Annotated in this window: 30 protein-coding genes; 11 read left to right on the forward strand and 19 right to left on the reverse strand. The window is 59.0% G+C overall.

Going from position 1 to position 26,412, the window contains the following annotated elements; genetic code table 11:
• Window positions 1-23: 23 nt before the first annotated feature.
• The 3 genes from ACR3EQ_RS12410 (at window position 24) to tdh (ending at window position 2,925) form a co-directional block, all read left to right on the forward strand.
• Window positions 24-587: a helix-turn-helix domain-containing protein gene (locus ACR3EQ_RS12410; RefSeq protein WP_170615489.1), complete on the forward strand. Its 564-nt coding sequence runs from the start codon at window positions 24-26 to the stop codon at window positions 585-587.
• A gap of 110 nt (window positions 588-697) precedes the next feature.
• Window positions 698-1,882: a glycine C-acetyltransferase gene (locus ACR3EQ_RS12415; protein WP_321250517.1), complete on the forward strand. Its 1,185-nt coding sequence runs from the start codon at window positions 698-700 to the stop codon at window positions 1,880-1,882.
• A gap of 14 nt (window positions 1,883-1,896) precedes the next feature.
• Window positions 1,897-2,925, forward strand: a complete 1,029-nt coding sequence (tdh, locus tag ACR3EQ_RS12420; protein ID WP_480491777.1) for an L-threonine 3-dehydrogenase — start codon at window positions 1,897-1,899, stop codon at window positions 2,923-2,925.
• A 64-nt stretch (window positions 2,926-2,989) separates the two neighbouring features.
• On the opposite strand, the gene infB is transcribed toward tdh, so the two are convergent.
• The 6 genes from infB to pip form a co-directional block, all read right to left on the reverse strand.
• A complete protein-coding gene (gene infB, locus ACR3EQ_RS12425; protein WP_170619595.1) occupies window positions 2,990-5,464 on the reverse strand; it encodes a translation initiation factor IF-2 in 2,475 nt (824 codons plus the stop codon).
• Window positions 5,465-5,472: 8 nt separating this feature from the next.
• Window positions 5,473-6,096 (reverse strand): RNA-binding protein, encoded by a 624-nt coding sequence (locus tag ACR3EQ_RS12430; RefSeq protein WP_170615495.1) that lies wholly within the window; start codon window positions 6,094-6,096, stop codon window positions 5,473-5,475.
• 22 nt (window positions 6,097-6,118) lie between these two features.
• On the reverse strand, window positions 6,119-7,732 hold the full coding sequence (nusA, locus tag ACR3EQ_RS12435) for a transcription termination factor NusA (protein ID WP_170615497.1): 1,614 nt from the start codon (window positions 7,730-7,732) through the stop codon (window positions 6,119-6,121).
• Window positions 7,732-8,322 (reverse strand): ribosome maturation factor RimP, encoded by a 591-nt coding sequence (rimP, locus tag ACR3EQ_RS12440; protein ID WP_170619594.1) that lies wholly within the window; start codon window positions 8,320-8,322, stop codon window positions 7,732-7,734. Before rimP ends, nusA begins: the two co-directional genes overlap by 1 nt.
• Window positions 8,323-8,482: 160 nt before the next feature.
• Window positions 8,483-9,304 carry an ABC transporter substrate-binding protein gene (locus tag ACR3EQ_RS12445; RefSeq protein WP_480490798.1) on the reverse strand — a complete coding sequence of 274 codons (822 nt, stop codon included), beginning with the start codon at window positions 9,302-9,304 and terminating at the stop codon, window positions 8,483-8,485.
• A complete protein-coding gene (pip, locus tag ACR3EQ_RS12450) occupies window positions 9,301-10,281 on the reverse strand; it encodes a prolyl aminopeptidase (protein ID WP_170619593.1) in 981 nt (326 codons plus the stop codon). Before pip ends, ACR3EQ_RS12445 begins: the two co-directional genes overlap by 4 nt.
• A gap of 48 nt (window positions 10,282-10,329) precedes the next feature.
• Here pip and ubiG point away from each other — a divergent pair, with 48 nt between their 5' ends.
• Window positions 10,330-11,076, forward strand: coding sequence for a bifunctional 2-polyprenyl-6-hydroxyphenol methylase/3-demethylubiquinol 3-O-methyltransferase UbiG (gene ubiG / locus ACR3EQ_RS12455; RefSeq protein ID WP_170615505.1), 747 nt, complete (start codon window positions 10,330-10,332; stop codon window positions 11,074-11,076).
• A 52-nt stretch (window positions 11,077-11,128) separates the two neighbouring features.
• Here the strand turns inward: ubiG and ACR3EQ_RS12460 are convergent, their stop codons facing one another.
• Genes ACR3EQ_RS12460 through ACR3EQ_RS12475 form a run of 4 tightly spaced genes read right to left on the reverse strand, consistent with a single transcriptional unit; the run spans window position 11,129 to window position 13,454 of the window.
• Window positions 11,129-11,569 carry a MarR family winged helix-turn-helix transcriptional regulator gene (locus tag ACR3EQ_RS12460; protein ID WP_010442526.1) on the reverse strand — a complete coding sequence of 147 codons (441 nt, stop codon included), beginning with the start codon at window positions 11,567-11,569 and terminating at the stop codon, window positions 11,129-11,131.
• A 14-nt stretch (window positions 11,570-11,583) separates the two neighbouring features.
• Window positions 11,584-12,414: a carbon-nitrogen hydrolase family protein gene (locus ACR3EQ_RS12465; protein ID WP_170615507.1), complete on the reverse strand. Its 831-nt coding sequence runs from the start codon at window positions 12,412-12,414 to the stop codon at window positions 11,584-11,586.
• A complete protein-coding gene (grxC, locus tag ACR3EQ_RS12470) occupies window positions 12,414-12,671 on the reverse strand; it encodes a glutaredoxin 3 (protein WP_170615509.1) in 258 nt (85 codons plus the stop codon). Before grxC ends, ACR3EQ_RS12465 begins: the two co-directional genes overlap by 1 nt.
• 36 nt (window positions 12,672-12,707) lie before the next feature.
• Entirely contained in the window at window positions 12,708-13,454 is a 747-nt protein-coding gene (locus tag ACR3EQ_RS12475) for a double zinc ribbon domain-containing protein (protein WP_480441703.1), read from the reverse strand.
• On the opposite strand from ACR3EQ_RS12475, the gene ACR3EQ_RS12480 reads away from it, so the two are divergent.
• Together ACR3EQ_RS12480 and hemH are read left to right on the forward strand one after the other, a co-directional pair.
• Window positions 13,453-14,283, forward strand: a complete 831-nt coding sequence (locus tag ACR3EQ_RS12480; RefSeq protein WP_480490801.1) for a methyltransferase domain-containing protein — start codon at window positions 13,453-13,455, stop codon at window positions 14,281-14,283. The two genes, ACR3EQ_RS12475 and ACR3EQ_RS12480, sit on opposite strands and share 2 nt — an antisense overlap.
• Window positions 14,284-14,338: 55 nt before the next feature.
• Complete coding sequence (hemH, locus tag ACR3EQ_RS12485; RefSeq protein WP_480490802.1) at window positions 14,339-15,388, forward strand: ferrochelatase; 1,050 nt, start codon at window positions 14,339-14,341, stop codon at window positions 15,386-15,388.
• Window positions 15,389-15,460: 72 nt separating this feature from the next.
• Here the strand turns inward: hemH and ACR3EQ_RS12490 are convergent, their stop codons facing one another.
• Together ACR3EQ_RS12490 and ACR3EQ_RS12495 are read right to left on the reverse strand one after the other, a co-directional pair.
• The gene (locus tag ACR3EQ_RS12490; RefSeq protein ID WP_010442520.1) at window positions 15,461-15,643 is read right to left on the reverse strand and encodes a hypothetical protein; all 183 of its coding nucleotides are present in this window, start codon (window positions 15,641-15,643) and stop codon (window positions 15,461-15,463) included.
• A gap of 139 nt (window positions 15,644-15,782) precedes the next feature.
• Window positions 15,783-16,382, reverse strand: coding sequence for a L,D-transpeptidase (locus ACR3EQ_RS12495; RefSeq protein WP_321250490.1), 600 nt, complete (start codon window positions 16,380-16,382; stop codon window positions 15,783-15,785).
• Window positions 16,383-16,551: 169 nt separating this feature from the next.
• Between ACR3EQ_RS12495 and dalA the strand changes: the two genes are divergently transcribed.
• Complete coding sequence (gene dalA / locus ACR3EQ_RS12500) at window positions 16,552-17,067, forward strand: divisome-associated lipoprotein DalA (protein WP_170615517.1); 516 nt, start codon at window positions 16,552-16,554, stop codon at window positions 17,065-17,067.
• A gap of 57 nt (window positions 17,068-17,124) precedes the next feature.
• On the opposite strand, the gene ACR3EQ_RS12505 is transcribed toward dalA, so the two are convergent.
• From ACR3EQ_RS12505 to ACR3EQ_RS12535, 7 genes are all read right to left on the reverse strand, one after another.
• Window positions 17,125-17,589, reverse strand: a complete 465-nt coding sequence (locus tag ACR3EQ_RS12505; protein ID WP_480490805.1) for a PTS sugar transporter subunit IIA — start codon at window positions 17,587-17,589, stop codon at window positions 17,125-17,127.
• A gap of 59 nt (window positions 17,590-17,648) precedes the next feature.
• Window positions 17,649-18,212, reverse strand: coding sequence for a ribosome hibernation-promoting factor, HPF/YfiA family (hpf, locus tag ACR3EQ_RS12510; protein ID WP_170615521.1), 564 nt, complete (start codon window positions 18,210-18,212; stop codon window positions 17,649-17,651).
• A gap of 252 nt (window positions 18,213-18,464) precedes the next feature.
• Window positions 18,465-19,223, reverse strand: coding sequence for an LPS export ABC transporter ATP-binding protein (gene lptB, locus ACR3EQ_RS12515; protein ID WP_170615523.1), 759 nt, complete (start codon window positions 19,221-19,223; stop codon window positions 18,465-18,467).
• Window positions 19,223-19,714 carry an LptA/OstA family protein gene (locus ACR3EQ_RS12520; RefSeq protein ID WP_170615525.1) on the reverse strand — a complete coding sequence of 164 codons (492 nt, stop codon included), beginning with the start codon at window positions 19,712-19,714 and terminating at the stop codon, window positions 19,223-19,225. Before ACR3EQ_RS12520 ends, lptB begins: the two co-directional genes overlap by 1 nt.
• A 3-nt stretch (window positions 19,715-19,717) precedes the next feature.
• Window positions 19,718-20,317 carry an LPS export ABC transporter periplasmic protein LptC gene (gene lptC / locus ACR3EQ_RS12525; protein WP_170619590.1) on the reverse strand — a complete coding sequence of 200 codons (600 nt, stop codon included), beginning with the start codon at window positions 20,315-20,317 and terminating at the stop codon, window positions 19,718-19,720.
• 12 nt (window positions 20,318-20,329) lie between these two features.
• On the reverse strand, window positions 20,330-21,298 hold the full coding sequence (locus tag ACR3EQ_RS12530) for a KpsF/GutQ family sugar-phosphate isomerase (protein ID WP_170615529.1): 969 nt from the start codon (window positions 21,296-21,298) through the stop codon (window positions 20,330-20,332).
• Window positions 21,295-21,909 carry a ribonuclease D gene (locus ACR3EQ_RS12535; protein ID WP_170615531.1) on the reverse strand — a complete coding sequence of 205 codons (615 nt, stop codon included), beginning with the start codon at window positions 21,907-21,909 and terminating at the stop codon, window positions 21,295-21,297. The genes ACR3EQ_RS12530 and ACR3EQ_RS12535 overlap by 4 nt, the downstream gene beginning before the upstream one ends.
• 177 nt (window positions 21,910-22,086) lie before the next feature.
• On the opposite strand from ACR3EQ_RS12535, the gene ACR3EQ_RS12540 reads away from it, so the two are divergent.
• The 4 genes from ACR3EQ_RS12540 (at window position 22,087) to ACR3EQ_RS12555 (ending at window position 26,386) form a co-directional block, all read left to right on the forward strand.
• Entirely contained in the window at window positions 22,087-22,515 is a 429-nt protein-coding gene (locus ACR3EQ_RS12540) for an Lrp/AsnC family transcriptional regulator (protein WP_170615533.1), read from the forward strand.
• Window positions 22,516-22,588: 73 nt separating this feature from the next.
• Window positions 22,589-23,281: a lytic transglycosylase domain-containing protein gene (locus ACR3EQ_RS12545; RefSeq protein WP_170615535.1), complete on the forward strand. Its 693-nt coding sequence runs from the start codon at window positions 22,589-22,591 to the stop codon at window positions 23,279-23,281.
• Between the two features lie 70 nt (window positions 23,282-23,351).
• The gene (gene flhA, locus ACR3EQ_RS12550) at window positions 23,352-25,379 is read left to right on the forward strand and encodes a flagellar biosynthesis protein FlhA (RefSeq protein ID WP_480441722.1); all 2,028 of its coding nucleotides are present in this window, start codon (window positions 23,352-23,354) and stop codon (window positions 25,377-25,379) included.
• The gene (locus ACR3EQ_RS12555; protein WP_480441697.1) at window positions 25,376-26,386 is read left to right on the forward strand and encodes a flagellar basal body P-ring protein FlgI; all 1,011 of its coding nucleotides are present in this window, start codon (window positions 25,376-25,378) and stop codon (window positions 26,384-26,386) included. Before flhA ends, ACR3EQ_RS12555 begins: the two co-directional genes overlap by 4 nt.
• Window positions 26,387-26,412: the final 26 nt, after the last annotated feature.

The raw sequence follows: 26,412 nt of genomic DNA on the forward strand, positions 1-26,412 counted from the left end.
CTCAGCGCGCATGAAATTCCGTCATGACGGAAAACACAGACGATATCCTGACACGCCTCCCCGCCCGCCTGAAAGAGGCGCGCCGGGCCAAGGGCCTGTCTCTCGAAGCGGTTGCCAACTTGAGCGGCGTCTCCCGGTCCATGGTCAGCCAGATCGAACGGGGCGAAAGCAGCCCGACCATTTCGACACTATGGAACCTGACCCGCGCCCTGCAGGTGGATTTTGCGGGCCTTCTGGAAGACTCCAAAGCCAAGGATCAAATCGAGGTGCTCAAGAAAACCGAAGTGCCGAGTATCGATAACATGGGCGAGCGATGCCGGATTCACATCCTGTCGCCGCCGGAAGAGGCCGGTGGGCACGAAGTTTACGATATTCAGTTCGAAGACGGCGGTGCGTTGAACAGCCAGCCCCATAAGCGGGGCGCACGGGAACAGTTAACCGTTTTGGAGGGCGCCGTCCGGGTCACTTCGGGGAACGCCGTTTCGGACCTGAAGCAAGGCGATACCGCCCGGTATGCGGCGGATATTGCGCATTCCATTTCCGCCGATGGCCCGGCACGGGTTTTCCTGATCGTGAAAAACGCCTGACATCAGCAAATTTCCGCCTTCACGGAAATTTTTCCTTCATACTGTAATTCCCCTATTTGGGAATATTGTCCGCTATGTTAGAAACGCGACTCAGATGAACGGAGGTCGCCATGGCAGATGCATTCCTGTCCCACATCACGGACACCCTTGCGCAGATCGAAGCAGAAGGCCTGTACAAACGCGAACGAATGATCACCTCGCCCCAGGGCGGTGAGATTACGGTGGGCGACAGGCAGGTTATCAACCTGTGTGCGAACAATTACCTGGGTCTGGCCGATCACCCCGCGCTGATCGAGGCTGCCACGAACGCGATGGGACCTAAAGGGTTCGGCATGGCTTCGGTGCGTTTCATCTGTGGTACGCAGGATATTCATCGGGAACTGGAACAGGCGTTGGCGAAGTTCCTGAACAAGGACGATTCCATCCTGTTTGCAGCCTGTTTCGACGCCAATGGCGGACTGTTCGAACCTTTGTTAGGCCCGGAAGACGCCATTATCTCGGACAGTCTGAACCACGCGTCGATCATTGACGGCGTGCGGCTGTGCAAGGCGAAGCGCTATCGCTACATGAACAATGATATGAACGACCTTGAAGCCTGGTTGAAACAGGCGCGCGAGGACGGGGCGCGGCATGTCATGATCGCTACTGATGGCGTGTTTTCCATGGACGGCTATCTGGCCAACCTGCCAAAAATTCGCGAACTGGCGGACAAGTACGATGCCATCGTCATGGTAGATGACTGCCACGCCACCGGCTTCATGGGGCCGAACGGTGCCGGAACACCGGATCACTTCGGTGTCGACGTAGACATTCTGACGGGAACTCTGGGCAAGGCACTTGGGGGGGCAATCGGCGGCTATATCGCCGGGCCGCAGCCAGTGATTGACCTGCTGCGGCAGCGGGCGCGGCCCTATCTGTTCTCAAACTCGCTGCCGCCTTCCATCGTCGCCGCAGGGCTTGAAGCCATCCGTCTGGTCGAACAGGGCGACATGCTGCGCGCTCAGCTATTCGGCAATGCGAAATACTGGCGCGCGGGTCTGGAAAAGCTTGGATTTGATCTGCTGCCCGGCGAGCACCCGATCATCCCCGTGATGCTGGGAGAAGCGCAGTTGGCGCAGGACATGGCCGCACGACTGTTTGACGAAGGCGTCTATGTTTCGGGCTTCTTCTTTCCTGTCGTGCCACGCGGAAAGGCGCGGATCAGAACCCAGATGAATGCGGCCTTGACAAGGGACGAACTGGACAGCGCACTGGCGGCCTTCGGTAAGGTCGGCAAGGAGCTGGGAGTGATCTGATGCGACCCAACACAATGAAGGCGCTCGAGAAGTCCAGGCCCGAGGAAGGGCTTTGGATGGTGCGGGCTCCAGTGCCGGAAATCGGCCCTGATGAGGTGCTGATCAGGATCAACAAGACCGGTATCTGCGGCACCGATATTCATATCTGGAACTGGGATGAATGGGCCGCGCATACTGTTCCGGTGCCGATGATCACCGGCCACGAGTTTGCCGGAGAGATTGTTGAGATCGGACGCAACGTGACGGGTCTTGAGGTTGGCCAGCGGTGCTCGGGGGAAGGGCATCTGATCGGGACCGACAGCCGACAGAGCCGCGCAGGCAAGTTTCACCTCGACCCCGGCACGCGCGGCATCGGGGTAAACGAACAGGGGGCGTTTGCCCAATACCTGAAGCTGCCCGCCTTTAACGTTGTGCCCTTGCCGGACGACGTCCCGGATGAAATCGGAGCGATCCTTGATCCGCTCGGCAATGCGGTGCACACGGCGCTCAGCTTTGATTTGCTGGGAGAGGATGTTCTGATTACCGGAGCGGGTCCCATTGGCATCATGGCTGCTGCGGTCGCCCGTCATGCCGGGGCACGGCATGTGGTGATCACCGATATCAACCCGGATCGTTTGAAGCTTGCCGAACATGTCGTACCCACAGTGCGCGCCGTCGATGTCAGTCGCGAAGACCTGAAAGACGTTATCGCTGCGCTTGGAATGCAACAGGGGTTCGATGTGGGCCTGGAGATGTCAGGCTCACAAGCCGCGCTGGATCAGATGGTCGAAGCGCTGGTGATGGGCGGCAAGATTGCCCTTCTGGGTATCCCGCCCGGCAAATCCCCGGTCGACTGGTCGCGCATCGTGTTCAAGGCGATCACCATCAAAGGCGTCTATGGCCGCGAGATGTTCGAGACCTGGTACAAGATGATAGCCATGCTTCAGAACGGCCTAGATGTCAGCCGGGTTATCACTCATCGGTTCAACGTCGACGATTTCGCCAAAGGGTTTGAGGCCATGAAATCCGGTCAATCCGGCAAAGTGGTGCTGGACTGGACCTGAAGTGACAAAACGAAAACAGCGGCCCGAATGAGCCGCTGTTTTTCTTTGTCTGATTGTGTCTGGATCAGTCCAGCGTGCGGGTAACTTCTTCGCGTTCGAAGATTTCGATGACGTCGCCTTGGCGGATGTCATCGTAGTTCTCGAATGCCATACCACATTCCTGACCCGACTGGACTTCGGCCACTTCGTCCTTGAAGCGCTTCAGCGTCTTCAGCGTGCCTTCGTGGATCACCACGTTGTCGCGCAGTAGACGGACGCCTGCGGAACGACGGGCAACACCTTCGGTGACCAGACAGCCAGCAACCTTGCCAACACCGGTGACCTTGAAGACTTCGCGAATCTCGGCGTAGCCGATGAACTTCTCGCGAATTTCGGCGCTCAGCAGACCCGATGCGGCCGCTTTCACGTCATCAACGAGGTCATAGATCACAGAATAATAGCGGATCTCAACACCCTTCTGGTTCGCCGTATTCCGGGCTGACGCGTTGGCACGTACGTTGAAACCAAAGACCGGCGCGCCGGAGGCTTCAGCCAAGCCGACATCCGTCTCGGTAATCGCACCAACGCCCGAGTGCAGTACACGCACGCGCACTTCGTCGTTTCCGATCTTCTCCATCGCCTGAACAATGGCTTCGGCAGAACCCTGCACGTCGGCTTTGACGAGGATCGGCAACTCGGCCACGTTCTCGTCTTCCTTGGCTTTCTGCATCAGCTGCTCAAGGGTGGTCGCTGCACCGGCGGCGGCGCGTTTGTCCTTGGCGGCTTGTTCGCGGTAGGCTGCGATCTCACGGGCCTGTGCTTCGGTCTCGGTCACGTTCAGAACGTCACCGGCCTCGGGCGTACCATTGAGGCCCAGGACTTCGACCGGAACCGAGGGGCCAGCTTCCTTGACGCGTTCGCCCTTGTCGTTGATCAGCGCACGGACCTTGCCGTACTGTTCACCCACAACGAAGATATCGCCCTGACGCAGCGTGCCGTTCTGAACCAGAACAGTGGCCACAGGACCACGGCCCACATCCAGCTGCGCCTCGATCACGGCGCCCTGGGCGGCGCGGTCGGGGTTGGCTTTCAGTTCCAGAATCTCGGCTTGCAGCGCGATGGCCTCCAGCAGTTCGTCCAGGCCCTGACCGGTGATGGCCGACACTTCGACGTCCTGAACTTCACCCGACATCTTCTCGACGATCACTTCGTGTTGCAGCAGGTCGGTGCGGACCTTGTCCGGGTTCGCGTCCGGTTTGTCGATCTTGTTGATCGCCACGATCATCGGCACTTCGGCCGCCTTGGCGTGGTTGATCGCCTCGATCGTCTGCGGCATCACCGCGTCATCGGCCGCAACCACCAGAACCACGATATCCGTGACCTGGGCACCGCGCGAGCGCATCGAGGTAAAGGCCGCGTGGCCCGGCGTATCCAGGAAGGTCAGCGTGGTGCCGCCATCAGTTTCGACCTGATAGGCGCCGATATGCTGGGTGATGCCACCGGCCTCGCCTGCGACGACCCGCGCATCGCGGATCGCGTCCAGCAGCGAGGTCTTACCGTGGTCAACGTGACCCATGATCGTAATGACCGGCGGGCGCGGTTGCAGATCTTTTTCGCTGTCTTCGACCTCTTTGATGACGTCCTCGACATCCGAATCGGAAACACGGGTGACCTTGTGGCCGAACTCTTCGATGATCAGCTCGGCTGTATCGGCGTCGATGGTCTGGTTCTGCGTCACCATCATGCCCATCTGCATAAGGGATTTTACTACATCGGCCACGCGCTCGGCCATACGGTTCGCCAGTTCCGAAACCATGATCGCTTCGGGCAACTGTACGTCGCGGATCACCTTTTCGCGCTCGACCGGGCCGCCCATGGCTTTCTGACGCGCACGCTCCTGCTTGCGCTTCATCGACGCCATCGAGCGCTGACGGTTACCTTCGCCACCGGTGGCCTGACCCAGTGTCAGCTTGCCGGACCTGCGGTTGTCGTCACGCCCTTTGCCGCGACCACGTTGTTCGCGTTCGCGATCCTGCTTGCGCGGAGTCGCCGCTGGCGCAGGCTTGCTGGCCGGGCTGCGGGCCGCCTTGGGTTCTTCGGGGGTCGGGGCCTCAGCGGCGCGTTTGGCGGCTTCTTCCGCCTCTTTGCGCTTGCGCTCTTCGTCTTCTGCCTTCTGGCGCGCACGTTCTTCGGCCTCACGCTGTTCGCGTTCCTTGGCCTCTTGCTCGGCACGGCGGCGGGCGCGTTCTTCTTCACGCGCCTTTTCTTCCGCCTCGCGGGCAGCAGCCTCGTCGGCTTCGCGCGCCTTGGCGGCCTGCAATGCCTTCATGCGGCGCGCCATTTCGGCATCCGAGATGCCGGCCGGACGACGTGAAGGATCACCCGACGGCGCAGCGCCGCCACCTGGCTTGCTGGCACCCGGCTTGGGGACCACCACGCGTTTGCGTTTGGTTTCCACCACGACATTCTTGGTGCGTCCGTGGCTGAAACTCTGTTTCACATTTCCGGGGCGTGCCCCGCCACGAAGACCCAATGTCTTTTTGCCGTCACTATCGCTCATAAAGCTTCTTACCCTTCCGAGCGGCCCTTGCCGCCGTCATCCGTTTCGCGCAAGCCACGCAGGCGCTGCGCTTCCTCTACAACACGTTTGGCGAGTCCGCCAGAGGCCAGAGCCGCATGAATCACGGTTTGGCGCCCAAATGCCTGTCCCAACTCGTCCGCCGTCAGCCAACCGATGTATTTTCCAAAATGCGGCGTGCTCAGTTTCGACTTGCCGCGCCCCGATCCATCGGTGGCCTGAATCAGTACCTGGGCCTCTTCCCGGTCCAGCCACGTCTTGACCTTTTCGTAGCCGGCGACCGCATCGCCGGACTTGCGGGCCAAGCTCAGCAGTTCAATCACCCGGCGCGAAATCTGCCGCTCGACCTCATCCGCCAGATCCTGCGGTATGGTCACCTGAGCCTTGAACCCGCGTGCAAACAGTTTCTTGCCCACGGCCCGGTCCAGTGCGGCGCGATCCGCCGCCACATAGACCCCACGTCCCGGCAGTTTCGCCGCGACATCCGGATAGACCTGACCGTCCGGCCCCGTCACAAAGCGTATCAACCCATATTTAGGCTGAACTTCGCCCGTGGCGATGCACTTGCGTTCAGGTCCTTCGGACCGGTCTTTATGGACGCCACCGCGACCCATTCACGCCACCCGAGGCCTGAAATCAGGCCTCGGCCTCCTCGTCTGCAATTTCACTGTCTTCTTCGGCCTGTTCCAGTTCGGCCGGGTCAACCCAACCCAGCATGATGCGGGCCGTCATGACCAGATCCTGTGCTTCTTCCAGCGTGACGCCGAAAGGCTCCAGAACACCGTCATCCTTGATGCGTTCGCCATCGACCGTGGTCCAGCCACCGGCCAGTTCCCAGTCCGCGCAGGTCGCGAAGTCTTCCAGTGTCTTCACATCGTCCTTGGCCAGCGCCTCAACCATCTGGGGTGTCAGGCCTTCGAATTCAATAAGGCTGTCCTCGGCGCCCAGGGCGCGGGCAGCATCCAGCGCAGCCTTGGCCTGTGCTTCCAGGAATTCCCGCGCGCGGGTTTGCAGTTCCTGCGCGGTGCCTTCGTCAACACCGTCAATGACCAGCAGCTCGTCGATCTCGACATAGGCAACCTCTTCGAGGTTGGTGAAACCCTCTGAGACCAGCAACTGGGCAAAGAACTCGTCCAGATCCAGGCTTTCCATGAACAGCTTGGTGCGGGCTTCGAATTCCTTCTGACGACGCGCCGACTCTTCGGCCTCGGTCATGATGTCGATGTCCAGACCAGTCAGCTGGCTTGCGAGACGCACGTTCTGACCACGGCGGCCAATGGCGAGCGACAGCTGTTCCTCGGGGACCACAACCTCGATTTTACCGGCTTCTTCGTCCAGAACCACCTTGGAAACCTCGGCGGGTTGCAGCGCGTTCACCAGGAAAGTCGGCTGGTCCTCGTTCCACGGGATGATGTCGATCTTTTCGCCCTGCAGCTCATTCACAACGGCCTGCACGCGGCTGCCGCGCATACCTACGCAGGCACCGACGGGATCAATTGAGCCGTCATAGGAAATCACCGCAATCTTCGCGCGCGAACCGGGGTCACGGGCCACGGCCTTGACCTCGATGATGCCGTCATAGATTTCCGGCACTTCCATCTTGAACAGCTCAGCCATGAATTCCGGCGCGGTACGCGACAGGAAGATCTGGTGCCCGCGAACCTCGCGGCGGACTTCCTTGATATAGGCGCGTACACGATCGTTCGGGCGATAGCTTTCGCGGCCGATCTTGTCGTTGCGGCGCAGAACGGCCTCGGCACCGCCCAGATCGACGATGACATTGCCGAACTCTTCGCGTTTCACGGCACCGTTGATGATTGTGCCCGCGCGATCCTTGAACTCCTCGTACTGACGATCCCGCTCGGCCTCGCGGACTTTTTGCAGAATCACCTGTTTCGCCGACTGCGCCGCGATACGGCCCATTTCAACCGGCGGCACTTCTTCAGCGAAGACGTCACCGACTTGCGGGTCTTCCATATACTGTTTGGCCTGCTCGACGGTGAACTCGGCCTGATAGTTTTCCAGCTCGTCATCTTCGACAACAGTGCGGACGCGAGTGAAGGTCGCCTTACCGGTCTTGCGGTCGATCGACACGCGGATGTCCATTTCCGCGCCGTAGCGGCTCTTGGCGGCACGGGCGAGCGATTCTTCCATCGCTTCGACAACCAGACCGGGGTCGATCATTTTTTCGCGGGCCACGGCCTCGGCGGTCTGCAGCAGCTCCAGCTGGTTGGCTGAGGTGATTGCCATCAGTTCGTCTCCTCTTCGGACCCTTCGGTCTCAATCTCGTCGAAAGCGTTTTCGTTCAGGGCACCGGCATCCTTGCGCTGGCGCAGCATTTCCTTGATCAGGTCGTCGGTCAGGACCAGCTTGGCGTCGCTCAGCCAGTCGAACTGCAGACCGATGGTGATCGTTTCTGACCCCTCGGGAATGTTGATCAGAACCTCTTCCCCTTCGATCCCGGCCAACTCACCCTTGAAGCGGCGGCGGCCGTCGATCAGCTCGGCGGTTTCGATCTTGGCCTCATACCCCTCGAACGTCTCAAAATCCTTGAGACGGGTCAGAGGGCGGTCGATACCGGGGCTGGACACTTCCAATGTATAGGCGTCAAGGATCGGATCCTCGACATCCAGCGTGGCGCTGACCGCGTTTGAAATCTCGGCGCAATCATCCACTTCGATACCGCCATCGGGCTTGTCGGCCATGATTTGCAGCGTGGTCTGTTTGCCGCTCATCAGGCGGACACGGACCAGCTCATACCCCAGATCCTCGATCACGGGGGTAATGATCTCGGCCAGTCGCCGATCGATGGCAGCTTTGGCTATCAGGTCGTTTGTCATCAGGTTCTCTACCCATGAATCGGGCACAAAAAAACGGGCGCGCGGCCCGTCGATCTTTTCCGGTGGAGCCCCGGACCCTAGCCCGACACGCCGCTGTTGAAACTGCATATACGCAGGGTTTCCCGAAACTGCAACCCCCGGCAGGTCACACTGAACGGAATTACGCCACCCACCACCTTTCGGCGATGCGCCCGTCGTCCAGCGCGCGGCCCATTCCGATCTGGCGGGGCATCCCTACATGAGCGGCCAACGCCAGTGCCATCTTCGATTCGGCGGGATAAAACCGCAGACCTCTCTGGCCCTTCAGCCCCTCCGAGGCAGGCAAGGCAGCGATGTCGACATACCCATCCCGCAATGCTTCAGCGCGGACATTTGGATCCGGAATGACGATGATTTCCACGGAGTCCGCCCAACCGGCCCGTCCGTCCTTGTAGTGACCGTTCACCTTGCGCCCGAGGAAATGGCGGCCATCCTCGGCACGCTCGACACGGTAACACCCCGTCCCGTTCGCGGCGTGCAGTGGCGTGACCCCCGGCCCCTTGCGTGTAATGACAAACCGACTGTCGGCCAGAAGAAACGGCAGGCCCGGATTGGCCGCGGCCAATTCCAATCGTATCGAAGTCAGGGAAAGCGCTTTGGCCTGTCCGACTTCTTCCAGAACGGCCAGAACATCACCCATTTCCAAAACCGCGCCATCGTGAAACAGAACGTCCCGGCGCAGCTCGAAATTCCAAACGCGCGCCTCGGCATCGGTTTGCCAACTGGTTGCCAGTTCTGCACGCAAGGTGCCATCCGGCGCAATCTCGGTCAGCGTGTCGAACACCGCGCCGCGCGCCACTTGCTCGAGGCTGTCATCACGGGGCACGGCCAACCGCAAGGCCCCGCCCGATTTCGGCGTATCCGCCAGCGAAGCTCCGGTCGCCGCCAGCAGAGCGGCAGCGGCACCCGACGCAAACAGGGCTCGGCGGTCGATCCGTGTCATGCTACAGCCTCCTCGGCCACACGGTCCATGATACGGACCAGTTCGGCGCTAATTCCGGGCTCAGAGAGGGCGTGGCCTGCCTGCCGCACCATTTTCAGCTCGGCGTTGGACCAACGGTCGGCCAGATTCCAGGCTGCCTGCGGCGGGCAGATCATGTCATAGCGACCTTGAACGATATGGCCGGGAATATGTGCGATCCGATCCATCCGATCCAGAATCTGGCCGTCTTTCTCAAGAAATCCACCATTCATGAAATAGTGGTTTTCAAGCCGAGCAAAGGCGCGCGCATACTCTCCGGGGCTTTCCCCGGTCGATCCGTTGGAATGGATCGAAGCCAGCGCATTCTCCCAACTGGACCAGGCGCGGGCATACAGGATTTCGGTCGCGCGATCGCCTGAAAACAGGCGTTTGTGATAGGCGGTGATTGTATCGTGCAGTTCAGATTCGGGCAGCAGGGACGTGAATTTCGCCCACTGCTCGGGCCAGAATTTTCCGGCCCCACCGCCATAGAACCAGTCCAGTTCGGCCTTTGTCATCAGGAACACGCCACGCAGCACCAGACGGGCAACGTGATCCGGATGGGCCTGCGCGTAGATCAGCGCCAAGGTGGCCCCCCAGCTGCCGCCAAAAACGATCCACTCATGTATGTCCAGCAAAACCCGCAAGCGTTCGATATCGTCAACCAGATGCCATGTCGTGTTGTCCTCGACCGCAGCGTGGGGCCGGGACCGGCCACAGCCGCGCTGGTCGAAAAGAATCACCCGGTAAACATCAGGATCAAAATAGCGGCGCATCGCCGGACTGCAGCCGCCACCCGGGCCGCCATGCAAAACCACGACCGGTATCCCGTCGGGATTGCCGCATTGTTCCATATAGATGCGATGCCCGTCGCCCACATCCACCATCCGCTGATCGAACGGGTCGGTCGGCGGGTAGAGATATTGAACTGCGCGCTTTTGGTCCGGGTACTTGTCCATTATTGGCCTATATAGTCCTTACGGGTAAAAGAGCATACGGAGACAGGAATGCAAGCGCATCCGAACACGGTCGACCCTTCCGAGATCGCAAAATTCGAAGCGATGGCCGCGGAATGGTGGGATCCGCATGGTAAATTCAAGCCATTGCACATGCTGAATCCGTGCCGTCTGGACTATATCACACAACAGATTGCGGGCGAGTTCGATCGCGACCTGAAGGACCCTGAACCCTTTGAAGGCCTGCGTCTTCTGGATATCGGCTGCGGTGGCGGATTGCTGAGCGAGCCGATGTCCCGACTGGGGGCCGAAGTCGTCGGCGCCGACGCCGCCGCAGGCAACCTGCCCGTCGCACGTATTCATGCGGAACAATCCGGGCTGCAAATCGACTATCGCCACACAACGGCCGAATCGCTGGCCGAGTCAGGCGAACAGTTCGACGTTGTCCTGAACATGGAAGTTGTCGAACACGTTGCTGATCCGCTCAGCTACCTGACGGCGACCCAGCACCTGCTGAAACGCGGCGGACTGCAGATCTGTTCGACCATCAACCGCAATCCGAAATCCTACGCCATGGCGATTTTCGGAGCCGAAGTGGTCATGCGCTGGCTGCCGCGCGGCACTCATGAGTGGAACAAGTTCATCACACCAGACGAATTGTTCGACCTGCTGCGCCAGGCAGGGCTGGACCCGGTCGACCGCAAGGGGTTCGTGTTCAACCCAATCCTGTGGAATTGGTCAATTTCTGACCGCGACCTCAGCGTGAATTACGTGACCGCAAGCGTGAAGCCGGGCTGAGCTGTTCGAGATGGGGGCAAGCGCCCATCTGACGCTGGATGCCGAATTGCCCCTATTCACCCTCAAGCTGCAACCGCAAATCCCGCAACACGGGCAGGGTGCTGCGGACCCGCTCCAGACCCAACTCTCCGACCACTCGGTTGATCAGCGGTGCAATCGACGAAATCGCCTGATCGCGCGCACGGCGGCCGGCGGGGCTGATCGCCACCATCTTACGACGGGCATCGTCCCAGTCGGGTCGAATGTGGATGTATCCGGCCCATTCCAGCTTGGCCAAAGTGTTGGTCATCGCACCTCGGGTCACATGGAATGTGTTGGCCAGTTGCGCCGGGCTGCGCTCGTCTCCGACAAAGACCAGATGGTTCAGCACCGAGAAATGCGAGATCTCCATGCCCTTGGGCAGCACCCGGCTGAGCCGGTTGCGCAAAAGCTGATCGGCGGTCAGGATCTCGCTGAAAAGCGTGACCGCGAGGGCATTTTTCTCGTCCGTCATATTCCGGTTCTGGATCAGGGCCCGTCGAAAGGCCGCACGTGAGTCAATGAGGGCACACGGCTGCGCGCCTGTGTCACAGAACTATCATCCAAATCGAAAATGTGAATGCCCGGATCGTTACCTGCGTCGATCAGCACCTCTCCCCAAGGGGCCACAACCAGGCTGTGGCCATAGGTATGACGGGTCCTGCCGCGGGTTTTCGGATGCTCACCCGTTTGCGCCGGGGCCAGAACCCAACAGCCGGTCTCAATCGCGCGCGCGCGCAACAACGGTTCCCAATGGGCCGCGCCGGTAACCGGTGAAAAAGCCGCCGGAACAGTCAGAATCCGCGCGCCGGACTGCGCCAGCGCCGCGTAAAGTTGCGGGAAGCGAATGTCATAGCAGACAGTCATGCCAACCTTGCCGAAATCGGTCTCGGCAATCACTGCCTTGTCGCCTGGCCGATAGTTCCTGGATTCGCGGAAGGTCTCAGACTCGGTGACCTGCACGTCGAACATGTGAATCTTGTCATAGCGGGCCACGATCTGACCCTTCGGGTCGATCAGGAAGGACCGGTTGGCGAATCGCCCATCTGCGTCATGGGTCCTGACCGCCAGCGAGCCGATCAGCAGCCAGACACCAAGCGTGGCGGCCTGTTCTCGCAGGCCGGCCAGCGTGATGTCATCTTCTTCGTGCTGCAAAACTTCGCGCTGCCGTGTGGTGCTTGTCGAGACGCAATTCGTGACCTCGGGCGTCAGGACAAACTGCGCGCCCTGCGCTGCCGCATCGGCCATCATGGCGCGCACCATAATGAGGTTTTCTGCCGGGTCATCCGACGAAGTGATTTGCAACAGCGCCGTTTTCATCAGGCCGCCAGCAGACGGTCCAGCTTGCCCTGCCGATCCAGCTCGTACAGGTCATCGCAACCGCCGACATGGATGTCACCTACAAAGATCTGAGGCACCGTGCGTTTACCCGAGGCCCGTTTGATCATCTCTGGTTTTCGCTTGGGGTCCATCAGGACATCGATTTCCTTGAAATCGATACCCTTCTGCTTGAGCAGGCGTTTGGCAGCGTGGCAAAAGCCGCATAGCGGCGAGGTGTAGATTTCTACCGGCTTCATGTTCCGTTCCCTAGATTTCGCGCAATCTTGAGCGAATTAGGCATCCTTGGCAACGCGCGCCAGTACCAACACGAAAATATGATTTGCCCCCGCGATCTGGCATGCCCGGGTACAGGCTGCCAAAGTCGCGCCGGATGTCATCACGTCATCCACCAGAAGGATATCGCGGCCTGTCAGCAGGTTTCGCCGCTTGGGGTGAACTGCGATCGCATCTGACAGGATGTCCGCCCGTTCCGCTGCGGTTTTGCCATCCAGAACCGGGGTTTTTGTTCGACGCACCAGCAGGTCCGGACACATGTCCAGGCCGGTTTCACGGGCCAGACTTTGCGCCAGCAGGGCAGACTGATTGTATCGCCGTTTCAGCAGGCGCGACCAGTGCAACGGGACAGGTGCGATCAGCATCTCGTCGCGAAACAGATCTTGGCCTGCCCGCGCCATCCAAAGGGCCGCTGTTCGGGCCAGTTCGGGCCTGTCACCGTGCTTAAAGCTCAGGATCAGCGATCGTGCCTGACCCTGATACAACAGCGCTGCGCGCCCGTCCCTCCATGGTCGGGGGCTCGCCAGACAATCGTCGCACTCGATTCTGTGACCATCCGCCTCGCCCTCTATCGGCATTCCGCAGGTTTCGCAGACGGTCCCGCCGATGAATGGCGTGTCACGCCAACAGGAGCCGCACAAACCAAAGTCGGATTCCGTCAATACGCCGCATCCCAGGCAACGCGGCGGGTAGATCAGTGCAACAACGGTTTGAATCCGCTGCCACATGCGATACTTGCGACCCATGAAACTGCCTGCCGACACTGCACCCTCGCCGTTTGATCGCTCGATACTGACCATGCGCCGCGCCCGTGCCCGGGACGATGCGTTGTTCCTGCATCACGCTGCCATGGATGAGGTGCAGGATCGGCTTTTGATGGTTAACAGAAGCTTTACGGCACCGGCGATTATCACTCCGTTCCCGCATCTCTGGCGCGACTTTCTGCCTGCTGCCACCATCATCGCGGATAATGAGGTTCTGAAGCTGGAGCGCGGATCGCATGATCTGGTTATTCACGCGATGGCGCTGCACTGGGCCAATGACCCGGTCGGGCAATTGATCCAATGCCGTCACGCCCTGCGCCCGGACGGGCTGCTGCTGGGCGTCTGTCCCGGTGGTGAAACCCTGCACGAACTGCGTGCAGCCCTGGGCCAGGCCGAGATCGAAGTAACCGGGGGGCTCAGCCCCCGCATCGCCCCGATGGCAGAACTGCGGGATCTGGGTGGGCTATTGCAGCGGGCCGGATTTGCATTGCCCGTGGCCGACAGGGCTACCGTGACAGCGGAATACCGTGACCTGATGCACCTGATGCACGATCTTCGCGCAATGGGTGAGACCAATATTCTGACCGCCCGTCTGAAATACCCGACTCAACGCCTTATCTTTGACAAAGCCCAGACCATCTACAACCGCCACTTTGCGTCGCCTCAGGGCCGTCTGCTGGCGACGTTCGAATTGATCTGCCTGACAGGCTGGTCCCCGCACGACAGCCAACCGCAACCGTTGCGCCCCGGGTCCGCCCGCATGCGACTAGCTGAAGCTTTAGGGACAAAAGAAGGCAAACTGTCCGATTGACCGCCGGGCATTTCCGTTTATCTCAGGCCGGACCACAAAAACTCAGGAAGCTTAAATGACTGACGCAACCCGCCCCGACCATGCACCAGCCGACCACCCAAAGGTCAAAACGGGCCGCGTCGGAATCCTGCTGGCAAATCTCGGCACGCCGGATGACTACAGCTATTGGCCGATGCGGCGTTATTTGAACGAGTTTCTGTCGGATCAACGCGTGATCGACTATCCAAAGTGGAAGTGGCAACCGATCCTGCAGGGGATCATCCTGACCAAGCGCCCGTTCAGCTCGGGTGAGGCCTACAAATCGATCTGGAATCACGACGAGGGCGAAAGCCCGTTGATGACGATCACCAAGGACCAGACAGCCAAGCTGCGCAACGCAATGCAAGATCGTTACGGCGATCAGGTGATGGTCGATTTCTGCATGCGCTATGGCAACCCTTCGACCAAGTCCAAAGTAAGCGAGATGGTGGCGGCGGGCTGTGACCGCATCCTGTTCTTCCCGCTCTACCCGCAATACGCGGGAGCCACGACAGCGACAGCAAATGATCAGTTCTTCCGGGCGCTGATGGAGGAGGTCTGGCAACCGGCCACCCGGACCGTACCCGCGTATTTTGACGAACCTGCCTACATCGACGCATTGGCGGGGTCGGTTGAGCGCGCTTATGCAGAGATGGAGACGAGGCCCGACATTCTCGTCTGTTCCTATCACGGGATGCCGGAACGCTATTTGCAGCAAGGCGACCCCTATCACTGCCAATGCGCAAAAACGACCAGATTGCTGAAAGAGCGGCTGGGCTGGACAGACGATCAGCTGGTTTCGACGTTCCAGTCCAGGTTCGGACCCGAGGAATGGCTGAAGCCCTACACCGTCGATCACGTCGCCGATCTGGCGCGGCAGGGCAAAAAGAACATCGCGGTAATCGCCCCGGCCTTTTCAGCCGACTGCATCGAAACGCTGGAAGAAATCAACGAAGAAATTCGGGAAAGCTTTGAGGAGGCCGGCGGCGAGGGCTTTACTTATATCCCATGCCTCAACGCCGATGATTCGCATATCGCCGCACTTGGCGCGGTGATCGAAGACAATCTCAGGGGCTGGCTGGACTGAACGACCCACGGACCGGACACAAAAAAAGGCGATGGATAAATCCACCGCCTTTTCTTTGATCAGCTTGTCGAATTAGCTTGCTGCAACAGCTGCGGCAACAACAACCAGCAGGATCAGCGGCAGGATGATACCCTGCGACGAACCTTGGGTTTCTTCGACAACGACAGGTGCCTCTACAACCGGCTCTTCCAGGTTGCCAGCATAGGCAGTCGAAGCAGCAGCGGTCAGAGCAGCGGCGAGAACGAGTTTTTTCATATTAACCTCCAGGATTTGCGTGATTCCGATTAGTGGAGTCACACATCTAAGACTTACCTCGTGTTTTTTTCTAATCAGCAATGCGCAGGGATTGCAATTGCAACTTGATCGCCAAGCGGGTTCGTGCATGAAAATGTCGTCAAATTAGCAACACTTGCGTGCCAACCTTCGCCATAGAAAACAGCTCGGCAATGTCCTCGTTGAACAGGCCGATACAGCCGTTTGAAGACCGGCGCCCGATTTTGCGCGTGTCATGGGTGCCGTGAATGCGATAATATTTCCAGCTCAGATACAAAGCATGTGTTCCCAAAGGGTTATCCGGACCAGGCGGGATATAGTCGGGCCATTCCGGATTTCGCTTCTTCATCGACGGCGTCGGCGACCAGCTTGGGCCTTCGACCTTCCGGATCACGCTCGTCCGTCCGCGGCGGGTCAGTTCTTCGGTCAATGGAACCGAAGATGGGTAGAGTTTGTATACAGATTGATCATCTGACCAATAATGCAGCGCCCGCGAGACGGTATCGACCAAAATGGCACCGTTTCTGGTATTGGAAAAATAGGGCTGCCAGTCCAACGCCCGGAAGCCCGAAACATTGCGGCGAACCGCCGGTTCTGCTTCCGGAGCAGGACGCAATGGGTCTCCAGGAATGTACTGGGCGATTGCCGGCGTGGCCAGCACGGCCGTCGCACCTGCCAGAAATCCGCGGCGGGTCGAGGGCTGAATACGTTTTTTGACCATGACAAAGGGTCCTTTGCTTAGGTGACTTGGAAATTTCGGATCATTTTATTGCCAGAATGCTTCAGTCGCAAATCAAACCGGCAGAATCACGCGGGTTGTGGCCATTGTACGTTTGCCCAGCGCGTTCAGTCACGCTATGCCCGTTGATAACACAATTATCAGGTCGACCATGACGCGTATCCTTTCTCTGCTAGTTATTTGCCTTGTCGCACTGGCGGCATGCACGGACACCTCAACCACAGCCTTGGGGGCCGACGGGCGGCCGTTGCCGACAGTCTACAAGATTCGCGGCAGCACCGATAAACTACAATTCCGCATGTTGGATTCGGTGAATGCACTCCGTCAGGCCTCGGGCCTGCAACCGGTTCAACTGAATGCCCAACTGAATGCGGCCGCAGCCACCCATTCCAAAGACATGGCCCGTCAGAACCGCCCCTGGCATTTCGGATCGGACGGATCCTCGCCCATCGATCGCGCCGCGCGCGCAGGCTACTTCGGGACCTTCCTGGGCGAAGCGATATCGGAAACCTACGAGACCGAGACCGAAACCCTGGCCGCATGGATGCAGGAGCCCGGCCCGCGCGCCGTCATCATGGATCCGAAGGCAAGCCAGATGGGCTTTGCCTGGCATCAGGAAAAAGGCGGCAAAATCTGGTGGACACTGGAAATGGGCACAGGCGGCTGATCGCCTCGGGCCGCAACAAAGCCTCCGGATAGCGGGGGCTTTTTCAATAGAGCCAGGTTACGCAGCCTGCATCGACTGCGCTTCAGTCAGAATGGCATAAAGTTTGACGGGGTCAGGATTTGCCCGCAACTTTGCGCAGACAGATGTGTCACGCAAGGTCCGCGACACAAGCGCCAAAGCCTTGAGATGATCGACACCCGCTTCTTCCGGCGCAAACAACGAAAAGGCAATGTCGACTGGCTGACGGTCGACCGAACCGAAATCAATAGGCTTTTCCAGCATGACGAATACGCCCGAAACGGCCTGAAGCTGCGGCAATCTCGCATGTGGCAGCGCCACGCCATGGCCAACCCCGGTCGGGCCGAGGCTTTCACGCTCCAGCAGGCTGTCCACAACTTCCTGCGCGTCCAGCCCAAGGGTGGCGGCAGCGACATCGCTGATTTCCTGAAACAACCGCTTCTTGCTGGAAGCAGATGACAATACACGTACGGCTTTGGGCTTCAGTATGCTCGACAGCTCCATGATCACGCTCCATGACGTTGCCCCGGCCAAAACCGGGGCCCGTCTTTCAATCTTGCCTGTTACGGATCGATCCACCCGATATTGCCGTCATCCCGGCGATACACGACATTCAATCCGTCCTTGTTTTCATTACGGAACACCAGCACCGGGGCGCCTGCAAGTTCCATTTGCATAACAGCTTCGCCAACGCTGAGAGATGGTATCTTTGTTTCCATCTCAGCCACAATCATGGGCTGCAGCGATTCGGGTTCGTCAGCCGTCTCCGATTCATTAGAGGCGAGGATATATGAGGACGCGCCGAAGAGTTCAACCGGCTCGGATCGATCCTTATGGTGGTCTTTCAGGCGGCGCTTGTATCTGCGCAGTTGTGTCTCCATTTTGTCGCAGCAAGCCTCGAATGCCGCATATATCTCGATTGCGTGGGCCTTGGCCTGGGCGGTCAGGCCCGTCGACAGATGCACCGTGGTCTCGCATACATATTCATGCGCTGAACGGGAAAAGACGACGGCGGCGTCCGTCGGGCGCTGGGCATACTTACCCACAACCTCGCCCAGCTCGGTCTGCACGTGGGTCTGCAGCGCCGCGCCGATGTCGATCTGTTTTCCGCTGATTTGGTAACGCATGTGATCTCCTTCACAATTCACACCCATTCTGACGCCACGTTACGCGGCGAGCTTGTTTTTATCGGGTGGGGGGTAGCGACATGTTTTGTGGTTGTCTGCCATCGCGCCCTTCGGAGAAGGGATATCGTGATCCAGACTGGAACCGCAAAACTGCCATGAGCCAATTGAGCCAAGAGGCGGCGGAAGAGTCAATCAAAACAAAAGCGTATTTGTGTAATTTCCGACATGCAGCAAGTGCAGATCAGCGCAAGCCTATGAAATCCTGAAGTTTTCACCCAGATACACGCGGCGCACATTCTCGTTTTCAACAACTTCGTCCGGCGTGCCGGACATCAGCATCTTTCCGTCATGCAGGATGTAGGCCCTGTCCACAATTTCCAGCGTTTCGCGGACGTTGTGATCCGTGATCAAAACACCAATTCCGCGCTTTTTCAGGTCGGCAACCAAATGCCGGATATCCCCAACACTGATAGGGTCCACACCCGCAAACGGTTCATCCAAAAGCAAATACTTGGGATCGGCAGCCAGGCAGCGGGCGATTTCCACCCGGCGTCTTTCCCCCCCTGACAAAGCCAGGGCCGGGGCCCGCCGCAAATGCTCGATCGAGAAATCGGACAAAAGTTCTTCCAGACGTTCCTTGCGGCGATGGGCGTGGCTGACGGTTATGTCCAGCACAGCGGCGATATTGTCCTCGACGCTCATGCCGCGAAAAATCGACATCTCCTGAGGCAGATAACCGATCCCCATCCGAGCCCGCCGGTACATCGGCAAAGTCGTGACATTGTGCCCGTCCAGCGTGACCGTGCCCGCCTCGGGGAAAACCAACCCGGCGACAGAATAGAACGTCGTCGTCTTGCCCGACCCGTTGGGACCGAGCAAAGCCACAACTTCGGACCGGCCCAGTGTCATCGAAACATCCCGGATCACGGTCTTCTTGCGATAGGACTTTCGCAGTTTCTCGATTCTGAGACCCGAGGTGCCGTCGGCAACGGATAGGTTGGGTCGTGCCATCAGTTGTTGCCCTGTTGCAGGATCGTTTTCACCCGACCGGTCATGGTTGCGGTGCCGGTAGTCAGGTTGGCATTCATCTGATCGCCGCTGATGACGCTTGGCCCCTGTGTCAGAAGAACATTGCCCTTCATCAGGATCACACCGGAATCAATCGTATATTCGGCCCAATCCCCCTGCGCCGCGTCGGGAGGGCTTACCAGAACCACGTCTTCCGTGGCCTCTAGCCGCTCGATCGCCGAACGCTCGTTGTTGTAGATGACCAGAACCCGTTCTGCAGTCAGACGCATTTCGCCCTGAATCACGATGACATTTCCCAGAAACTCGGCCGATCCGTTTTCCTGATTGACGTTGAGTGTTTCCGACGTCACTTCGACAGGCAAACTGGGGTCCGCCTGGGTCGACCCAAACGCCACCTGCGTTTCCTGCGCGGTCGCGGAAACGGCACTCGTCACCAGAGCGATGCAAACAAGGGCAATTCGAAAATCAAACACACTTCATCTTTCTGCTTTTGCCGGCTCATACACCAGCTTTACGCCATCTGTAAAAACAATATGGACCGGTCCATCCTTTTTTTCAGTCCCAAATGTCATGCGCCCAGCCGAGAAATCACCGATCGGTCCGGTTCCGTTAACCTGACCCGGTGTGTCCCCGCGGATTTCATCCAACGAGGTGTTCAACAAATCCGTGGTGACCTGGATGCCGTCCGTAGTGGTTATGACAACATCGCCGACAAAAGTTGCCGTCTTTTTGTCAGGTCGGATCATGCCCGAATTTGAATCCAATGTTATGACACCGCCATTCAACAGCCCCAGACGCCCCCGAAACTCGGCCGCAGTCGGGACCGATCCTTCGGCCCCTTTGGCCGCCTGTATGGCCTTGATATGCACGTCTTCGCCCTTGCGGGTTATGCCCCGGTAGTCGGGCTGAGTAATAACCTGGTCGGCAAGGCGATCGTTGATTTCCGTTTGCGGGAATGGAACCGACACGTCTGTCTCGATGCTGCGGGACAGAAGGAACACCGTGGACAGCATCAGGATAGCCACCAGTGGCAACAGCACCTTCAAGAACTGTACCATGCGGGAATAGCGGTCCACAGTTTCCACCTTTCAGCCCAACCCGACGCGCAGGCAATCGTGAATGTGCAAAATGCCTTCAGCCCGCCCGCCCGAGGCCGGATCGACCACAAACAAACAGGTAATCTTGGGCGTCTGCATCGTCATCAGAGCCACGGCGCTCTCGGCCAGTTCACCCGGTCCGATGGTACGCGGGTTCTCGGTCATCACCTGATCGACGGTCAGGTCAAGCAGACCCTGCATATGCCGCCGCAGGTCGCCATCGGTCACGATGCCCAGCAACCGCCCCTCGGCATCACTAACGCCGACAACGCCAAAACCCTTCTGGCTCATGACCAGCAACGCCTCGCTCATCGGCGTGCCCGAGGAAACGATCGGCGTGTCGGTATGCATCAGATCGCGAACCTTGCTGAGCTGCGCGCCGAGTTTGCCGCCGGGGTGGAAGTCACGGAAGTTTTCAGGCCGGAAATCGCGGTACTTCATCAAGGCAATCGCCAGCGCATCCCCCATTGCAAGCGTCAGCGTCGTCGAAATCGAAGGCACCATGCCAAAGCCGCAGGCCTCACCCATCGACGGGATCAGCAGATGCACGTCCGCCTGTTTCATCAACGTGCTTTCGGGCTTGCTGGACAGACCGATCAGAGGGATGCCGAACCGCCGGGTAAAGGCCAGAAGATTGGCCAGTTCCGGTGCCTCGCCCGAGTTCGAAATCGCCAGAACCACATCGCCCTTCGACACCATGCCCAGATCGCCGTGGCTTGCCTCGGCCGGGTGCACGAAATAGGCGGGTGTCCCGGTACTCGCCAGCGTCGCCGCGATCTTGTGGCCGATATGTCCCGATTTGCCGATCCCGCTGACAATGATCCGACCGGTTGCCTGCAGGATCATCTGCACGGCAGTGGCAAAATTCTCATCCAGGCCGTCCGCCAGAACGTCAAGCGCACGGGCTTCGTCAGTGATGACCTGCCGCGCGGTTTTCAGAAAGGATTCGTTGTCAGTCATGAGTGCGCAAAAATATCCGTTTCAGGCCAGCCGGCGAGGTCCAGCTTGGCACGCATCGGCAGGAAATCAAAACAGGCCTGCGCCATCTCGGTCCGGCCCTCGCGTGCCAGACGACCGTTCAGCGCATCGCGCAACTGATGCAGGTACAGAACGTCCGAGGCGGCATAGTCCAGCTGAGCCTCGGTCAGGTTTTCCGCACCCCAGTCGCTCATTTGCTGCTGTTTCGAGATGTCGACGCCGATCAGTTCCTGGCACAGGTTCTTCAGCCCGTGTCGGTCTGTATAGGTGCGTACCAGTCGGCTGGCGATCTTGGTGCAATAGACCGGCGCCGCCAGCGCACCGAATGTGTGGTACATGGCCGCGATGTCAAATCGCCCGAAATGAAACAGCTTCAGCACATCTGGATTTTCCAGCATGGCACACAGGTTCGGAGCTGATGTCTGCCCATTTTCGACTTGAACGATATGGCTGTGCCCATCGCCACCCGACATCTGGATAACGCACAACCTGTCCCGATGCGGATTCAAACCCATGGTTTCACAGTCGATCGCCACGACCGGGCCCAAATCCAGCCCATCCGGCAGGTCGTTTTTGTACAAGTGGTTCGCCACGGATTTTTCCTTTGTTCGGTCTCAAACCACGAGATAGGAGGTTTGGTCCGCAAACTCAACGCCATCCATCGAGCGTGATTGTGACCAGGCGCTGCCGGGACGGGATTTTGCCGCGACACAAATGAGGTCAGCAGGAACTTGAGCATCTGTATGCTAATGCTCTAAACCTTGGCCACCATGGACAAACTTGATCGAAATATCGTTGCCGCACTTCAGCAGAACGCGCGTGAATCAACAACCCGGATCGCAGCAAAGCTGGGCGTGGCGCGCACCACCGTTCACGAGCGTATCAGCCGCATGGAAGATCGCGGTGTAATTGCAGGGTACTCCGTGGTTTTGCACAGCCCGCAAGACACACCGCGTGTACAAGTCATCGTTCTGCTGGAAGTGCAGCAAAAAGAAACGGCCCGCATCATCAAACGTCTTGAAGCCTATCCCGAGGTCAAACTGTGCCTGTCCATCAACGGAGAATTCGACCTGCTGCTGAGTGCCGAAGCACCGCATATCGAAGATCTGGACATCCTCGTCGACGAACTCGCCAAGATCCCGGGCGTCATGCGAACCAACACAAGCGTTGTGTTTGGCCGCCGGATCGACCGGAACTGATGCTGCGATAACCCTATGTAAACCGATGCGCGGCTAGCCTGCCCCGGACTGATCAAGATCCCGGACCGGCAGAATGCCCCATCGAATATTCACCTTTCTTCTGATTCTGCTTCTTGCCGGGCGTTCGCTGCATGCACGACCTGACGCAAGAACCGCCGATCTGTGTGATCAGGCCATGAGGCAAGCCGCTTTGTCGGAAGGGGTTCCTCTGGATGTCCTGCGGGCCATCGCGCGCGTGGAATCCGGTCTTAATGTCGCTGGCACCCTGCGTCCATGGCCGTGGGCGATCAATGTCGAGGGGCAAGGTCTTTGGTTTGACACCGAGGTCGAGGCAAAATCCCATGTTTTCCAAATCTTCAAGGCGGGCGCACGCAGTTTCGACATCGGCTGCTTCCAGATCAACTATCGCTGGCACGGGCAGGCATTCCGGTCGATTGACGAAATGTTCGACCCGGATCAGAACGCCAGATATGCCGCCCGTTTTCTGAAAGATCTGTTTGCAGAGTTTGCATCGTGGCCCGCAGCGGCCGGTGCCTATCACTCTCGCACTCCCGCTTTGGCCCAGACCTATTCCGAGCGGTTTCAGACCGAGTTGGCGCGCCTCAACGAGGACGAGCCGACAAGCTATGCGGCAGTTGCCCGCGATCCTTTCACACATTCCTCTGCTCCATTGCTTCCGTCGCGATCTGAAGCGCCAAAACGGGTAATGCTGGGGTCGCTGGTTCCGGTAGCGGATAGTGCCCCCGCCTTTATCGTCTTCAACTAAGGGGGTGATCGTGTTCAGGTTCGATGCCCGCTCTGTGTTCTCGCCGACCGTCTTGCTGGCGCTGGCCCTGATGACGGTCATCGTGATGATGATCCTGCCAATGCCCGCCTGGGTTCTGGATGTGGGGCTGGCAGCGTCGTTTGCGCTGGCTATTCTGATCTTCACCTTGACCCTGTTTATCGAACGCCCGCTGGATTTCTCCTCTTTTCCAACGATCCTGCTGGCATCCCTGATGCTGCGATTGTCGCTGAATGTTTCATCCACCAAACTGATCATCGGTCAGGGTCATTCGGGCACCAACGCCGCAGGTGATGTGATCGAGGGGTTTGCCCAATTCGTCATGGGCGGAAGCATCTTTCTGGGTCTCGTCGTGTTTGGCGTTCTGCTGATCGTTAACTTCATGGTGATCACCAAGGGCGCCGCCCGCATGGCCGAGGTCGGAGCCAGGTTTGCGCTGGATGGGATGCCGGGCAAACAACTTGCAATTGACAGCGACATGTCCGCAGGGGCCATCGACCATCAGCAAGCCAAGGAACGGCGCGAAACAGAACAGCAGGAAACGACTTTCTTCGGCTCGCTGGACGGTGCGTCCAAATTCGTCAAGGGCGACGCCGTTGCCGGGTTGCTGATCACCTTGCTGAACCTTGTCATGGGTCTGGTCATGGGCGTGATCGTGCATGGTATGCCGGTTGCATCCGCCTTCGAAACCTATTCGATCCTGACGGTTGGTGATGGGCTGGTCTCACAAATCCCTGCGGTCATTATCTCAATCGCGTCCGCGCTGCTGCTGGCGCGGGGCGGCACGCAGGGGGCAACCGACAGCGCCATCTTCTCGCAGTTGGGGCGGCACCCGGCTGCATTGGGCACAGTCTCGCTGCTGATGGCCCTGTTTGCGTTGGTGCCAGGCCTGCCGTTTCTGCCCTTCATTCTAGGCGCAGGTGTTTTGGGATACTCAGCCTACAGCGTTTACAGCAAACAAAAATCCGAGCTGACAAAAGCGCACTCACCGGCACCCGAAACCGATGCCCCGACCCCGCAGGCCATCGGAGACATCCTGGACCTGGACGACGTTCATCTGGAATTCGCGCCGGATCTGGTCAGCATGGTTCTAAACCCAGGCACCGGTCTGGACGCGCGGATCGCCAATATGCGGACATATGTCGCCTCTGGCTTTGGTCTGATCCTGCCCGAAATTCGGTTGACCGATCGCGCCGATCTTCCAACCGGCACTTACGTTATCAAAGTTCAGGGCGTCGAACAGGCGCGCGGTGTTCTGAACCCCGACCTTGTATTGGCGCTGGTTCAGGAAGGGCCGGACATTCTGCCGGACGGAAATGATGTGACCGAACCTGTCTACGGCGCACCTGCCCGTTGGATACTGCCCAAAGATCGGGAGGCTGCGGCCCTGAGCGGCGCAACGATCGTCTCGCCCCCCGAAATCCTGGCGACCCATCTGCTTGAAATCATCAAGCAGAACTTCTCCCGACTGCTGACACTCAAGTCGCTGCGGCGTCTTTTGTCCGAAATGACTCGGCTGAGCGATCCGGGCCGGGCCGAGGCCAACCGCAAGTTGCTGGACGAACTGATCCCGGACAAGGTCCCGATCGATACATTACATTCCGTTCTGCGGCTGCTGCTGGACGAACGGGTGTCCATCCGAAACACGGCCCTGATCCTGGAAACCGTGGCCGAGGCCCGGCTGACCACAACTCTGCCCGAAGGGATTTGCGAACTGGTGCGCCAACGTCTCGGGTTCCAGCTGGTCGCCGACATGAAGCGCGAAGATGGGTCGATCCCACTGATCCAACTGGCACCGGAGTGGGAGGACACGTTCGCCACTTACCAAATCGACGCACAAAGCGCAGGTCTCGACGTCGCGCTTCCGCCCAACCTGTTCAACAAGCTTGCAGACGGTGTCGTGCAAAGCGTTGCGCAAACCGCGGATCGGGGCGTGTTTGCGGCCGTTGTGACTTCGACCCGTCGACGCAGGTTGCTGCGCACGATCCTGCACGCACGCGGCATCTCGAACCCGGTTCTGTCATTTGAAGAAATCGGCTTGGAAGCCAGGCCGGCACCTGTCGGTACGGTGCCCGCGTGATCGGCCTGCCCCCCGACTTGCTGCCGTTTATCAGTAGCGAGCTTGAGCACTTGTTCGCCGTTTTCCTGCGGGTTTCCGCTTTGGTTTCCCTTCTGCCTGCCTTCGGAGAGCGCAGCATTCCGGCCCGCGTAAAACTGGCGATAGCAGTGGCATTTACGCTCGTGGTTTCTTCCGCAATTGACCCGTCCGGGGCGATGTCTGGACTGTTCCCCGTAGTGCGGCTGATCGGCACCGAAATCCTGACGGGTCTGGCACTTGGCTTAAGCTTGAGGCTTTTCGTGCTTGCCCTTCAGACAGCAGGATCAATTGCCGCTCAGGCGACATCGCTATCCCAGCTTCTGGGCGGGGCGGCAGAGGGCGAGGCCGCATCCGTTGTGCGCGGAGTTCCGACTTCTGGCGTCATTCCGTCCGGCGCCAAGGTTGAGCGTGAAATCGAATTTGAACTGTCGTCGCTCAGTCAAATCCGCCTGGCCCTACGAGAACCGGATTTCACAACGGGTGAACGAATCGAAACTGCAGTCAATTCAGAATTCCGAAAGGCAGTGGCCATCATGAGAGATTCCGGCACGGTGGAGTTAAGCATTCCCGCCACCGGCGCACGATCAGCTGCACATGCACTTCGACGCATCGAAAACATCCTGGTAGAGCCGGAAACCAAGGCTCGTGTCGTGGTTGATCAACGCTCGGGCACCATCGTGATGGGTCAAGAGGTGCGTATCTCGAGGGTGGCGGTATCCCAAGGCAATCTGACCCTCACCGTCGAAGAGGCTCCGATCGCAATCCAGCCCAACCCGTTCGCGCGTGGCGAAACGGTGGTCGTTCCCAGAACCGTCGCAGGTATTGACGAAGAAGAAGGCACCGGGCTGGCAGAAATACCCGAAGCGACAACCTTGTCAGAAGTGGTGGCCGGTTTGAACGCTTTGGGCGTTTCTCCAAGGGACATGATTGACATATTGAAGACGATCAAAGCCGCCGGTGCGCTGCATGCTGAATTCATTGTTCGGTGACACCAAGGCCGGCCCAGTCATATTCG

Source organism: Ruegeria sp. AN11 (genome assembly GCF_056536005.1).

Excerpts from the sequence above, each read along its gene's own strand:
- ubiG (WP_170615505.1), top strand. The coding sequence starts at position 10,330 with ATGCAAGCGCATCCGAACACGGTCGACCCTTCCGAGATCGCAAAATTC.
- nusA (WP_170615497.1), bottom strand. The coding sequence starts at position 7,732 with ATGGCAATCACCTCAGCCAACCAGCTGGAGCTGCTGCAGACCGCCGAG.
- ACR3EQ_RS12445 (WP_480490798.1), bottom strand. The coding sequence starts at position 9,304 with ATGACACGGATCGACCGCCGAGCCCTGTTTGCGTCGGGTGCCGCTGCC.
- ACR3EQ_RS12415 (WP_321250517.1), top strand. The coding sequence starts at position 698 with ATGGCAGATGCATTCCTGTCCCACATCACGGACACCCTTGCGCAGATC.
- ACR3EQ_RS12540 (WP_170615533.1), top strand. The coding sequence starts at position 22,087 with ATGGACAAACTTGATCGAAATATCGTTGCCGCACTTCAGCAGAACGCG.
- hemH (WP_480490802.1), top strand. The coding sequence starts at position 14,339 with ATGACTGACGCAACCCGCCCCGACCATGCACCAGCCGACCACCCAAAG.
- ACR3EQ_RS12475 (WP_480441703.1), bottom strand. The coding sequence starts at position 13,454 with ATGGGTCGCAAGTATCGCATGTGGCAGCGGATTCAAACCGTTGTTGCA.
- ACR3EQ_RS12410 (WP_170615489.1), top strand. The coding sequence starts at position 24 with ATGACGGAAAACACAGACGATATCCTGACACGCCTCCCCGCCCGCCTG.
- dalA (WP_170615517.1), top strand. The coding sequence starts at position 16,552 with ATGACGCGTATCCTTTCTCTGCTAGTTATTTGCCTTGTCGCACTGGCG.
- ACR3EQ_RS12495 (WP_321250490.1), bottom strand. The coding sequence starts at position 16,382 with ATGGTCAAAAAACGTATTCAGCCCTCGACCCGCCGCGGATTTCTGGCA.
- infB (WP_170619595.1), bottom strand. The coding sequence starts at position 5,464 with ATGAGCGATAGTGACGGCAAAAAGACATTGGGTCTTCGTGGCGGGGCA.
- grxC (WP_170615509.1), bottom strand. The coding sequence starts at position 12,671 with ATGAAGCCGGTAGAAATCTACACCTCGCCGCTATGCGGCTTTTGCCAC.
- tdh (WP_480491777.1), top strand. The coding sequence starts at position 1,897 with ATGAAGGCGCTCGAGAAGTCCAGGCCCGAGGAAGGGCTTTGGATGGTG.
- ACR3EQ_RS12490 (WP_010442520.1), bottom strand. The coding sequence starts at position 15,643 with ATGAAAAAACTCGTTCTCGCCGCTGCTCTGACCGCTGCTGCTTCGACT.
- ACR3EQ_RS12430 (WP_170615495.1), bottom strand. The coding sequence starts at position 6,096 with ATGGGTCGCGGTGGCGTCCATAAAGACCGGTCCGAAGGACCTGAACGC.
- ACR3EQ_RS12545 (WP_170615535.1), top strand. The coding sequence starts at position 22,589 with ATGCCCCATCGAATATTCACCTTTCTTCTGATTCTGCTTCTTGCCGGG.
- lptB (WP_170615523.1), bottom strand. The coding sequence starts at position 19,223 with ATGGCACGACCCAACCTATCCGTTGCCGACGGCACCTCGGGTCTCAGA.
- hpf (WP_170615521.1), bottom strand. The coding sequence starts at position 18,212 with ATGCGTTACCAAATCAGCGGAAAACAGATCGACATCGGCGCGGCGCTG.
- ACR3EQ_RS12465 (WP_170615507.1), bottom strand. The coding sequence starts at position 12,414 with ATGAAAACGGCGCTGTTGCAAATCACTTCGTCGGATGACCCGGCAGAA.
- ACR3EQ_RS12480 (WP_480490801.1), top strand. The coding sequence starts at position 13,453 with ATGAAACTGCCTGCCGACACTGCACCCTCGCCGTTTGATCGCTCGATA.
- ACR3EQ_RS12530 (WP_170615529.1), bottom strand. The coding sequence starts at position 21,298 with ATGACTGACAACGAATCCTTTCTGAAAACCGCGCGGCAGGTCATCACT.
- rimP (WP_170619594.1), bottom strand. The coding sequence starts at position 8,322 with ATGACAAACGACCTGATAGCCAAAGCTGCCATCGATCGGCGACTGGCC.
- ACR3EQ_RS12505 (WP_480490805.1), bottom strand. The coding sequence starts at position 17,589 with ATGGAGCTGTCGAGCATACTGAAGCCCAAAGCCGTACGTGTATTGTCA.
- pip (WP_170619593.1), bottom strand. The coding sequence starts at position 10,281 with ATGGACAAGTACCCGGACCAAAAGCGCGCAGTTCAATATCTCTACCCG.
- flhA (WP_480441722.1), top strand. The coding sequence starts at position 23,352 with ATGACGGTCATCGTGATGATGATCCTGCCAATGCCCGCCTGGGTTCTG.
- ACR3EQ_RS12460 (WP_010442526.1), bottom strand. The coding sequence starts at position 11,569 with ATGACGGACGAGAAAAATGCCCTCGCGGTCACGCTTTTCAGCGAGATC.